The following is an 11,285-nucleotide window of genomic DNA, read 5'->3' as shown; positions in this document are numbered from 1 at the left end:
CCTAATCCTCCTTGGTGAAGACGGTGATCTCGCTCGACATGCCGGCGATCAGCGCACGCGGGCTCTTTTCATCGATCGCGATTCGCACGGGGATGCGCTGGGTGACCTTGACCCAATTGCCGGTCGCATTTTGCGCGGGGAGGACCGAGAACTGCGAGCCAGTGCCCGCGCCGATCGATTGGACGTGGCCCTTCAGCACGATGTCGGGATAGGCATCGAAGCGGATTTCGGCGCGTTGGCCGGGGCGCATCTCGGCGAGGTCGGTTTCCTTGAAATTTGCCTGGACGTAGGAATCGCCGTCTTCGACAATCGTGAGCACAGGCACATTCGGCATAGCCTGCTGGCCGACCAGCAGACGATCGGCTTGCGCCACACGACCCGCACTCGGGGCGCGGATTTCCGTGCGGTTGAGGTTGAGCCGGGCGGTGGCGGCCTGCGCTTCGGCGGCGGCAACCTGCGGATTGACCCCGGGTATCGCCGGACCGGTAGCGAGCCGTGCCTTTGCCTCGGTCTGACGGGCTTGTGCCTGTCGCAGTTGCTCGCGCGCCTGTTCGACCGCATGTTTGGCCGCGTCGTAATCGGCCTTGGTGGTAAAGCCGCGATCGTACAGCGCTTGCTGGCGCTCGAACTTGCTTTGCGCAAAGGCAATGTCTTCTCGCGCGGCGCTGATGTCGACGCCGGTCAGGTCGGTGGAATTCTGCAAAGTCTCGACCTGGACCTGCGCCCCCGCAATCTGCGCCATCGCCTGCTGCAGCTGGAGCTTGTAGGGCTCGGGATCGATCCGGAACAACAGCTCGCCCTCTGCGACCTCGTCGTCTTCGGCGACCAGAGCCTCGATAATCTTGCCGCTCACTTCGGAGCTCACCGTGACCATGTCCTGTTTGACATAGGCGTTGTCAGTCGAAACCTTGCCTTGCAGGCTGAGCCAGTAATAGCCGCCACCAGCGACGATGAGCAGCGGGAGCAGCACCATCAGCGCCAGCTTGCGCCAGTTGCGCAGCGGCTCGGACGGCTCGATTTCGATCGGCTCGGAAGGTGCGGAGGTCGCGCTTTCGTCAGTCGCGTCGCTTGTCACGGGCGTTTCGTTCGCTGAGTCTGCAGGCGTCGGATCGAGCGGTTCGCCTTCGGGACAGGTTTGTGTCTGCTGGTCACTCATCGTTCGCTCTTGCGCTTTCTCGTTCGGCCGACAGGTTCTCGGAAACGCGTTCGAGCAGTCGGGTAAGGTCGTCACGTTCATCCGGCGAGAGGCCGTCGAGCATGTTTTCGAGCACCGCATCGACCCGGGTTCGCAGCTCGGTGAGCGTGCCACGCCCGGCCGGGGTCAGCTCGATCCGGCGCGCACGGCGATCGTTGTCGCACACGCGTCGCGCCACCAGGCCGGCCTCTTCGAGGCGATCGACCATCCGGCAAAGCGTGATCGGTTCGACCTCGAGCCGTTCGGCATAATAGGTCTGCGTTTCGCCAGGCTCGCGATTGATCAACAGGACGAGCCGCGCCTGCGGTCCCGTCACACCGACGGCGCTGACTTTCCGATCGAAGGACCATCGGGCGAGCCGGGAATTGTCCGCGAGAAGATAGCCGATGTGGTTCATTGCGGATGATAATATAAGGCTGCTTACTATATCGGGCAATAGCCATCCCGTTTCTCGGGATATAGGGGACGCTCCGCACGAAATAGAAAGGAATGTCGCATGACGTCGGCAACCACGATTTCATCGTTCGACGGGGAGGAACTCGCCATTCACCGCATGGGCGAGGGCCAACCGGTCGTACTGCTCCACGGCCTGTTTTCCAGCGCGCAGATGAACTGGATCAAGTATGGCCACGCGGCGAAGCTCGTTGCGTCCGGGTTCGAGTGCATCATGCCGGACCTGCGCGCGCATGGTGAAAGTGCAAAGCCGCACGATGCGTCTGCCTATCCGCATGACGTGCTGGTGAGCGACGCGGCGGCCGTGGTCGAAAAGCTGGGGCTCGAACACTATGATCTGGTCGGTTTCTCGCTTGGCGCGCGCACGGCGGCGCGCGGTGTGCTGTCGGGCTTGCGCCCGCGCAAGCTCGTGCTTGCTGGAATGGGGCTCGAAGGTCTTGCCGGGTGGGAAGGGCGCGCCGCCTTTTTCATCGATGCGATCGACCGCTATGATGATATGGAACGCGGTGATCCAGCCTACTTCGCCAAGAATTTCATGAAAACGATGAAGACCGATCGCATCGCGGCGCGGCATCTGCTGCAAAGCGTCGGCGACACGGCGCCCGATGCCCTCGGTGCGATTGCCATGCCGACGGCAGTCGTGTGTGGCGACGACGATCGCGATAATGGCTCGGCGGAGAATTTGGCCGAGGCGATCCCCGATGCCGTCCACATCGAAGTGCCCGGCACGCACATGTCGAGCGTGGTCAAGCCCGAGCTTGGCGAAGCGATCGTGCGCTATCTGACCGCTTGATTTGGCTTCGCGCGAGGTTCATTCCTCCCACCACGACTTCTGGAGAGGATTCCGCATGAAATTCCGTACTGCCGCCGCCATCGCTCCGCTCGCGCTCGGGCTCGCAGCCTGCACCACAGTGTCCGCCGAGCCGGCGCCCACCGCCTCACCGACGACCCAGGCAGAAGATCAGGACAATGCTCATCCCCTCACGCCCGAAGGCGCGGCAGCGTGGGTAGCGATGGTCGAGCGGGACCTGTTCGATTATTCGCTGCGCGCCAGCCAGATCGCGTGGGTCAATGCGACCTATATCACGCATGATACCGATGCGCTGGCCGCTCGGGTCGGCGCCGAAGGGACGGAAAAGTCGGTCCGCTACGCGCTCGAAGCGGCGAAGTATGCCGAAGTGGAAGGGCTGGATCCCGAAGTCGCGCGCAAGCTCGATATCCTGCGCAACGGGATCGTGCTGCCGGCCCCGACCGCCGATGGCGCGGCCACCGAACTCAACCGGATCGCGACCTCTCTCAACAGCCAGTACGGGAAGGGCAAGGGCACCCTCAACGGCGAGGAAATCAGCGGCTCGGATATCGAGGCCGAGATGGGCAATCTCGACCGAACGCCGGCGGAATATGCCGAGATGTGGGCCAGCTGGCACACCAATGTGGGTGCACCGATGAAGGGCGACTATGCCCGTATGGTCGAAATCGCCAATGACGGCGCGAAGGAGCTTGGCTTCGACAATGTCGGCACGATGTGGCGTTCGGGCTATGACATGCCGCCGGAAGAATTCTCCGGCGAGCTCGAGCGGATGTGGCAGGAAGTCGCGCCTCTTTATCAAGCGCTCCACACCTACGTCCGCAGCAAGCTCAACGAGAAGTACGGCGACTCCATCCAGCCCAAGACCGGGCCGATCCGCGCCGACCTGCTGGGGAATATGTGGGCCCAGGAATGGGGCAATATCTACCCGCTGGTTGCGCCCGCCGGGTCGGGCGATCTCGGCTACGATATCGGCGATTTGCTGAAAGAGAAGGGCGAGGGCCCGATCGACATGGTAAAGATCGGGGAGGGGTTCTACTCGTCACTCGGCTTCAAGCCGCTGCCCGAGACTTTCTGGGAGCGCAGCCAGTTCACCAAACCTGAAGATCGCGAAGTGGTTTGCCATGCATCGGCGTGGGATATCGACAACAAGGACGATATTCGCATCAAGATGTGCATCAAGGTGAATGCAGACGACTTTGTCACCATCCACCACGAACTCGGTCACAACTACTATCAGCGGGCCTACAAGGATCAGCCCTATCTGTATCTGAACGGCGCGAACGACGGCTTCCATGAGGCCATCGGCGATTTCATCGCGCTGTCGATCACGCCCGAATACCTGGTCCAGATCGGCCTGCTCGATCGCGCCGACGTGCCGAGTGCGGACAAGGATATCGGCCTGCTGCTGCGTCAGGCGATGGACAAGGTCGCGTTTCTGCCGTTCGGACTGCTGGTCGACAAGTGGCGCTGGGGCGTGTTCGACGGATCGATCACGCCTGCCGAATACAACACCGCCTGGCACGATCTGAAGCGCGAATACCAGGGCATCACTCCGCCGGTCGAGCGTCCTGCCGATTCCTTCGATCCGGGCGCAAAATACCACATCCCCGGCAACACACCCTATAACCGCTATTTCCTCGCCCGCATCCTGCAGTTCCAGTTCTACAAGGCGGCATGCGATCAGGCCGGCTGGGAAGGTCCGCTCCATCGGTGCTCGTTCTACGGCAACGAGGAAGTCGGCGAAAAATTGAACGCGATGCTGAAAATGGGCGCGAGCAAGCCGTGGCCCGATGCACTCGAAGTCTTCACCGGCAGCCGCGAGATGAGCGGCAAGGCGATGATGGAATATTTCGCGCCGCTCAAGGCTTGGCTCGACGAGCAGAACAAGGGGGAGCCGAGCGGATGGTAAGGAGCGTCAGCTAAATGGCGTTCAAGCAACTCCCAGTCGTCGGTTGGCGTGAGCTCGTGGATTTGCCCGAGCTTGGCCTGACGGGCCTTGCCGCCAAGATCGACAGTGGCGCACGCACTTCCTCGCTTCACGGCCATGTGATCGAGGAGTTCGAGCGCGACGGGGAGCGGTACGTACGCTTCAGCGTCGATTTCCTCGATCGCAATGTGCGGCAGATATGCGAGGCTGTACATGTAGATATTCGCGGGATCACCAGTTCCAATGGCGAGACGCAGCGACGCTATGTCATCAAGACCCCATTGCGGATCGGTGACGTCGAATTTCGTGCCGAGATCAGCCTTGCGGATCGTTCGGACATGAAATTTCCGATGCTGATCGGGCGTTCCTCGCTCCGCCGTCGATACTTCGTCGACAGCGGCCATTCCTGGCTGCAAACGCCAGGGCAAAAGCCCGTCCAGGGGCACAAACCGTGAGTCGCCGCCCATGAAAATCGCTATGCTAGCCCGCAACCCCAATCTCTATTCGCATCGGCGCCTGGTCGAAGCGGCGGAGGAGCGCGGGCACACGCTCGATATCCTCAACACAACTCGCTGCACCGTGCATATTGCCAGCCACAAACCCGAGGTGTTTTACGACGGGCAACCATGTGTCGGCTACGATGCCGTCATTCCGCGCATCGGAGCCTCGATCACCAATTACGGGCTCGCGATCCTGCGCCAGTTCGAAATGCGCGGCTGCTGGCCGCTTAACGAAAGCGTCGCGATCGGACGCAGCCGTGACAAGCTGCGCTCGATGCAAATCCTTGCCAAGTACGGACTAGGCTTGCCGCTGACGGCCTATGCCAATGACCCCAAGAAGGCGGAAGAGATCATCAAGGCCGTCAACGGCCCTCCGGTGGTGATCAAGCTCCTCGAGGGCACACAAGGCATCGGCGTGGTGCTCGCCGAAACGATGTCTTCGGCCAAGTCGGTGATCGAGGCGTTTCGTGGTGCCAACGTCAACATTCTGGTGCAGGAGTTCATCAAGGAAGCCGGCGGCACCGATATCCGTGCGCTGGTGATCGGCGGAAAGGTCGTCGCGACGATGAAGCGCACCGGCGCGGCCGACGATTTCCGCTCCAATCTTCACCGAGGCGGCAGCGCGGAACTGATCAAGATCACACCTGCCGAACGTTCGACGGCCGTCAGCGCGGCCAAGCGCATGGGCCTGAACGTGTGCGGCGTGGATATGCTGCGGAGCAATCACGGGCCGGTGATCATGGAGGTCAATTCCTCCCCCGGGCTCGAAGGCATCGAGAAAGCGACCGGGAAAGACATTGCCGGGATGATCATCGACTACATCGAGAAGAATGCCAGGATCGGGAAGACGAAGACCAAGGGGACGGGCTAACGGTCCTTCGGTCTGGTTCGTACGGCCTCGCGCCGTGATCATGATCGGGGCGGTTGGCGCTTCCGGCGTCTAGTCGCTCCCGGGAAGCATTTTGCGCGTGAATTGCATGACGCGGTTCCGCCCGGCCTGTTTGGCGCGGTAAAGGGCTTTGTCGGCACGATTGACCAGAGTGGACAGGTGGGGGCGCTTGCCTGCAATCGCCGTCCACCCGACACTCGCGGTGATCGCGGGAAGGCGCTGGCCGTGGTCTTCGACACGCACTTCGCTCACTGCCTGCCTCAATCCCACCGCTATCGCTTCGGCGTCCTCGAGCGAGCCTCCGCGCCAGGCGGCGATAAACTCCTCGCCTCCGAAGCGACCGATGAGTGCATCTTCGTCCTCGATCCTGCGCGATAATCCATCAGCGACCTGAATCAGGCATTTGTCCCCGGCAGGGTGCCCGTAGCTATCGTTGAAACGCTTGAAGTGATCGATATCGATCATGAACACGGCCAGCGTCTCGTTGGTGGCGAGCGTTTGCGCATATGCATCGTCGAAGCGCTGGGTGAAGCCGCGTCGGTTAAGGATCCCTGTCAGCCCGTCCTCGTCTGAGAGGCGGCGCAACAAGGCGTTGTTGCGCATCAGCTTATCCTGCGCGAGCCGGGCCTGCACCACGAGCAGGAAGTTCCGGTCTCGCAGCCGCGCCATGCGATACGCCAAGGCTAGCGGTCCGACGCAGCATAACAGAAGGTAGACCGGCAGATCGTCATATGGATTAGCGAAAGCGCGTCCGGCCATCAGCGCCGGTGCCATCAACGCGGCGAAGCCGAAAGCCGCGAGCAAAATGTGCTCTTTCATCCGCAATGGCAGGATCATGATCGCTGCCGTAATGTAGAAGCCGCCCGCCATGAGATAGCGGTCTGCGTGATCTGTCGGGCCTACTTCGGCAAGGATCGACACTGAAAGCGCCGCGACGACCGGTGGAGCAACTCCCCGCACGGTTTCGAGCCAGTTTCTATTCGACCTCGGAAGGCAGATCGCAGGCCCGAAAACGAGGCCGCACAGGCCCACGCGCATTAACAGTCCCTCGGTAAGCAGGCCGACCATTTCGTCGAGTATCAGGCATGCGACACCGAAAACGAATGCGAAGATATGAATGAACCGCACCTCCTTGAGGCGCTTTGCCATCATCTCGCGATGGTGAAACTCTCGCAGCCCTTCGGACCACTGCGAATGGGCCAAGTCTCGGTCGATCGCATCGTCGACGGCTGCCGCGATAGGGTCCGGGAGCGAGAACGCATTCATACGTCTCTGCCTCTAGATAGCAGGGCCTGACATTTGGTTAACCCGATGGAGTTACGCCGATATTTCGCGTCCGGTCGACCGAACGAAAAGTGGGTCAGCGAAACGGCGGCTCGTTGAATGCGCGCAGTTTGCGGCTGTGCAGGCGCGGCCCTTCGGCGCGTAGCAATTCACAGGTGCGAACACCGATCTGCAAATGTGCGGCGATCGCTTCCTCGTAAAACTTGTTGGCTTGGCCGGGCAGCTTGATCTCGCCGTGGAGCGGTTTGTCGCTGACGCAGAGCAATGTGCCATAGGGCACGCGGAAACGATAACCTTGCGCGCTGATGGTGGCGCTTTCCATGTCGATGCCGACCGCGCGGCTTAGCGACAGGCGCCGGGCCGAGCTGGTGTAGCGCAGCTCCCAATTGCGATCGTCGGTGGTCACGACGGTCCCGGTGCGCATGCGCTTCTTGAGGTCGCTGCCTTGTTCGCCCGAAACTTCCTCTGCCGCCTTGCCAAGCGCCTGCTGGACTTCGGCGATTGCGGGGAGGGGAATCTCCGGCGGCAGAACCGGATCGAGCACGTGATCGTCACGCAGATAGGCATGTGCGAGCACATAGTCGCCGATCTTCTGGCTCGGGCGCAAACCGCCGCAGTGGCCGATCATCAACCATGCTTCGGGCCGCAGCACCGCGAGGTGATCGCAAATGGTCTTCGCATTCGAAGGGCCGACGCCGATATTCACTAGCGTGATCCCGCCGCGATCTTCCCCGACGAGATGATAGGCGGGCATCTGGTGCCGCCGCCAGGCCGTGTCGGACAGCAGGTTGCGCGCATTGGCAGTCGCACTGTCGAGATGCAGCCCGCCCGCGCCGTGCAGAGCCTTGTAGCCTTTGCTGCCCAATTGCGAGCCCGCCCAGTCGACGAATTCATCGACATAGCGGTGGTAGTTGGTGAACAGGATGAAGCGCTGGAAATGATCGGGGCTGGTGCCGGTATAATGCGCCAGCCGCGCGAGGCTGAAATCGGTCCGCAATCCATCGAACAGCGAGAGCGGCTTCGGAAAGTCGGGCTCCTGCATGTCAAAGCCGTCGGCGAGCTCGTCACCGATATCGGCGAGCTCGGTCGAGGGAAAATACCGCGCGAGTTCATTGGGATTGACCGAAGCCATCGCCGCGCCCGCCGATCCGTCCAGCACATAGGGAAACGGAATCGGCTGGGACGAGCGCCCGGTCGAGATTTCGACCTCGTAATCGGCTTCGAGCAGGCCGAGCTGTTCTTCGAGATAATCGCCGAACAGAGCGGGTTTGGTGATGGTGGTGGCATAGGTGCCGGCTTCGTTCAGACGGCCGAAGCTGCGCCCGAAACCGCCTGCCGCTTCGCCACCCCGGTACTGTACGCGCAATTCGGGATAGCACCACGCATTGTCCTGGCGGCGGCTGTCGGGCGGGATCGTGCCGTTATCGGCATAGGCCGCGATGTCGGACTGGAGGGTGCCTACGGCCTCGTCGTAGAGGCGCTGGAGGTCTTCGATAATGGTCTTGGTCGTTTGCATCGCGGGCTAATAGCCATAGCAATGTGACAAAGCAAAGGGGCGCGATCCTTGCCGGACCGCGCCCCTTCGATTTTCGCCGATAAAGCGTTCAGCCTTCGGTGGTTTCTTCCGAAGTCTCTTCGCCTTCGATCGTTTCGGCTTCGACGCCGTCTTCGAGCATCTCGGCCGGAATTTCGCCCGGCTCGGCATTCGGATCACGCTCTTCGGTGAACGACGCGGGCACATTGTCCTCTTCGAACATCTGCGCCATCACGTCGACGCCCTGCGCCTGCAGTTCGGCTTCGTCGTCCGAACGGGCAACGTTGGCCTTGATCGTGACCGAGACTTCCGGGTGGAGGTCGATGCGGACATCGTGCATCCCGAGCGTCTTGATCGGGTTGCCCATGATGACCTGCTTCTTGTCGATCTCGTGGCCCTTTTCTTCGAGGCCCGCGACGATGTCGCGCACGTTGACCGAACCGTAAAGCTGGCCCGAGTTGGACGAAGCACGGATCAGGACGATCTCGGTGCCCGCGACCTTTTCACCGGCCGTTTCGGCTTCGGTACGACGCTCGGCGTTCTCTTTCTCGAGACGCTCGCGATTCGCTTCGAAGACCTTCTTGTTGGCTTCGTTGGCGCGGAGCGCCTTCTTGTTCGGCAGCAGGTAGTTGCGCGCGTAGCCGTCCTTGACGGTCACGACGTCACCGATGGTGCCGAGCTTCTCGATCCGCTGGAGGAGAATGATATCCATGATGTCTTCTCCTTACTTCACGAGGTAGGGCAGCAGGCCCAGGTGACGCGCGCGCTTGATGGCCTTGGCCAGTTCACGCTGCTTCTTGGCGGAAACGGCGGTGATGCGCGAAGGCACGATCTTGCCGCGTTCGGACATGAAACCCTGAAGCAGGCGCACATCCTTGTAATCGATGGTCGGCGCATCCTTGCCCGAGAAGGGGCAGGACTTGCGGCGGCGGAAAAACGGACGAGCCATTAATTGTCTCCCCGGCGTTTGCGATCGCGATCGTTCTTGCGCATCATGACCGACGGGCCTTCTTCGTGCTCTTCCACCTTGATCGTGAGGAAGCGCAGCACGTCTTCGTTGATGCGGGTCTGGCGCTCGAGCTCGGCAACGACCGAGCCGGGGCCTTCGATGTTCAGCATGACGAAGTGCGCCTTGCGGTTACGATCGATCTTATAGGCGAGATTCTTGAGGCCCCAGGTCTCCGTCTTGGTGACCTTGCCGTCGTTCTTCTCGATGATTTCGGTGGCTTGCGCGGCCAGAGCGTCGACCTGAGCCTGGCTCAGATCCTGTCGCGCAAGAAACACGTGCTCGTAAAGAGCCATGCGTCTTCCTTTCAGTTCATGCCGATCGCTGGCTTGTCCGCGCGGATCGCGGGGCCCCTCCGGCTTTCTTGGATTTCCCCGCTGGTGCAGGGAAGGCGCGCACATAGCGCGATACGCGCGTTTTGCAAGCCCGAAACGGCGAACCGGTGTTACGGTGACCGCGTCCTTTTGCAAAAGTCCGATCGATGGGCAAGGGCTTCTATAACAGCTATCTATCGGCGAAATAGCCCCGTGGTGTGTAACCTTTCGCGGATCGTGCGGCCACACCCCCAAAACGCTCGGGAGCATAGTCTGCCTCGCATATCGGGAGCGCTCAGGAATCATCCTGCCGCATTACGCTTCCCGAAGCGTGTAGGACAGCGCAAGGCGCCCTTGTGCTTCGCCCGCAGTGCGGGCTAGGCGATCACGGTTCGCTTAAGGAGAGACGAATGCCTGGTGGTTTGACAGCCTTGCTTGACGATGTCGCGGTGATCGCGCGCGCGGCGGCGGCGAGCGTGGACGATGTCGCGGTCGCGGCGGGCCGCGCTGGCTCGAAAACCGCAGGCGTGGTGATCGACGATGCGGCGGTGACGCCGTCCTATGTGACCGGCCTCACGCCCGACCGTGAACTGCCGCTGATCTGGAACATCACCAAGGGCAGCTTCAAGAACAAGCTGATCTTCCTGCTGCCAGGCGCGCTCCTGCTATCGGAGTTTCTGCCTTGGGCGATCATTCCGATCCTGATGCTAGGCGGGTTTTATCTTTCGTATGAAGGTGCCGAGAAAGTCCTCGAAAAGCTGGGTGGCAAGAAGCACGGCAAAACGCTCGAAGACAAGATCGAGGACCCGGTCAAATTCGAGAAGGAGCGGACGGCAGGCGCGATCCGCACGGACCTCATTCTCTCTGCCGAAATTATGGCGATCACCCTGAACGAAGTCGCGGCGGATACGCTTCTGACGCGCGCCATCGTCCTGGCACTGGTCGGCATTGGCGTGACGGTGGCCGTCTATGGCGCAGTCGCATTGATCGTGAAGATGGACGATATCGGTCTGCACCTTGCAGAACAGCCGGGGAACTTCGCCAGCAAGTTCGGCACCTTCCTCGTCAACGCCATGCCCAAACTGCTGACCGCGCTGTCGTTCATCGGCACGATCGCGATGCTGTGGGTCGGCGGCGGAATCCTGTTGCACGGCCTCGAGGAACTAGGCTGGCACGCGCCGGCCGATATCGGGCACGGCATGCAGCATGCGGTCGAGTACGCGACCGGAGCGCTGTCGGGGATTCTGGGCTGGGCGACCTACGCGGCCTATTCCGCCGTTGCGGCACTCGGCGTGGGCGCGGTGATCGCGGTGATTCTGCACAAGGTGTTCAAGGTCGGCAGCGACGGAGCGCACTAGGCCTCCACCCGTCA

Annotated in this window: 12 protein-coding genes; 5 read left to right on the top strand and 7 right to left on the bottom strand. The window is 61.5% G+C overall.

The window, feature by feature from the left end; translation table 11 throughout:
* Position 1: 1 nt before the first annotated feature.
* Together GRI68_RS06055 and GRI68_RS06050 are read right to left on the bottom strand one after the other, a co-directional pair.
* Positions 2 to 1,156 (bottom strand): HlyD family secretion protein, encoded by a 1,155-nt coding sequence (locus tag GRI68_RS06055; RefSeq protein ID WP_160616418.1) that lies wholly within the window; start codon positions 1,154 to 1,156, stop codon positions 2 to 4.
* The gene (locus GRI68_RS06050) at positions 1,149 to 1,592 is read right to left on the bottom strand and encodes a MarR family winged helix-turn-helix transcriptional regulator (RefSeq protein ID WP_160616417.1); all 444 of its coding nucleotides are present in this window, start codon (positions 1,590 to 1,592) and stop codon (positions 1,149 to 1,151) included. The genes GRI68_RS06055 and GRI68_RS06050 overlap by 8 nt, the downstream gene beginning before the upstream one ends.
* Before the next feature lie 99 nt (positions 1,593 to 1,691).
* On the opposite strand from GRI68_RS06050, the gene GRI68_RS06045 reads away from it, so the two are divergent.
* The 4 genes from GRI68_RS06045 to rimK are packed head-to-tail and all read left to right on the top strand — an operon-like array spanning position 1,692 to position 5,757.
* Positions 1,692 to 2,441 (top strand): alpha/beta fold hydrolase, encoded by a 750-nt coding sequence (locus GRI68_RS06045; protein WP_160616416.1) that lies wholly within the window; start codon positions 1,692 to 1,694, stop codon positions 2,439 to 2,441.
* Between the two features lie 55 nt (positions 2,442 to 2,496).
* The gene (locus GRI68_RS06040) at positions 2,497 to 4,368 is read left to right on the top strand and encodes a M2 family metallopeptidase (RefSeq protein WP_160616415.1); all 1,872 of its coding nucleotides are present in this window, start codon (positions 2,497 to 2,499) and stop codon (positions 4,366 to 4,368) included.
* 14 nt (positions 4,369 to 4,382) lie between these two features.
* Complete coding sequence (locus GRI68_RS06035; protein ID WP_160616414.1) at positions 4,383 to 4,841, top strand: ATP-dependent zinc protease family protein; 459 nt, start codon at positions 4,383 to 4,385, stop codon at positions 4,839 to 4,841.
* A 10-nt stretch (positions 4,842 to 4,851) separates the two neighbouring features.
* Complete coding sequence (gene rimK, locus GRI68_RS06030; RefSeq protein ID WP_160616413.1) at positions 4,852 to 5,757, top strand: 30S ribosomal protein S6--L-glutamate ligase; 906 nt, start codon at positions 4,852 to 4,854, stop codon at positions 5,755 to 5,757.
* Positions 5,758 to 5,826: 69 nt separating this feature from the next.
* On the opposite strand, the gene GRI68_RS06025 is transcribed toward rimK, so the two are convergent.
* The 5 genes from GRI68_RS06025 to rpsF form a co-directional block, all read right to left on the bottom strand.
* On the bottom strand, positions 5,827 to 7,041 hold the full coding sequence (locus GRI68_RS06025; RefSeq protein WP_160616412.1) for a GGDEF domain-containing protein: 1,215 nt from the start codon (positions 7,039 to 7,041) through the stop codon (positions 5,827 to 5,829).
* 94 nt (positions 7,042 to 7,135) lie between these two features.
* Positions 7,136 to 8,575, bottom strand: a complete 1,440-nt coding sequence (locus GRI68_RS06020; protein ID WP_160616411.1) for an AMP nucleosidase — start codon at positions 8,573 to 8,575, stop codon at positions 7,136 to 7,138.
* Between the two features lie 88 nt (positions 8,576 to 8,663).
* On the bottom strand, positions 8,664 to 9,305 hold the full coding sequence (gene rplI / locus GRI68_RS06015) for a 50S ribosomal protein L9 (RefSeq protein ID WP_160616410.1): 642 nt from the start codon (positions 9,303 to 9,305) through the stop codon (positions 8,664 to 8,666).
* 12 nt (positions 9,306 to 9,317) lie between these two features.
* Positions 9,318 to 9,542: a 30S ribosomal protein S18 gene (gene rpsR, locus GRI68_RS06010; RefSeq protein ID WP_160616409.1), complete on the bottom strand. Its 225-nt coding sequence runs from the start codon at positions 9,540 to 9,542 to the stop codon at positions 9,318 to 9,320.
* Positions 9,542 to 9,895 carry a 30S ribosomal protein S6 gene (rpsF, locus tag GRI68_RS06005; RefSeq protein WP_160616408.1) on the bottom strand — a complete coding sequence of 118 codons (354 nt, stop codon included), beginning with the start codon at positions 9,893 to 9,895 and terminating at the stop codon, positions 9,542 to 9,544. Before rpsF ends, rpsR begins: the two co-directional genes overlap by 1 nt.
* A 428-nt stretch (positions 9,896 to 10,323) precedes the next feature.
* On the opposite strand from rpsF, the gene GRI68_RS06000 reads away from it, so the two are divergent.
* Positions 10,324 to 11,271 carry a DUF808 domain-containing protein gene (locus tag GRI68_RS06000; protein ID WP_160616407.1) on the top strand — a complete coding sequence of 316 codons (948 nt, stop codon included), beginning with the start codon at positions 10,324 to 10,326 and terminating at the stop codon, positions 11,269 to 11,271.
* Positions 11,272 to 11,285: the final 14 nt, after the last annotated feature.

Source organism: Alteriqipengyuania halimionae (genome assembly GCF_009827575.1).
GTDB classification, from domain to species: Bacteria; Pseudomonadota; Alphaproteobacteria; order Sphingomonadales; family Sphingomonadaceae; genus Alteriqipengyuania_A; species Alteriqipengyuania_A halimionae.
Note: the sequence above shows the minus strand (reverse complement) of the source record. Positions and strands in the feature narration are given on the sequence as shown.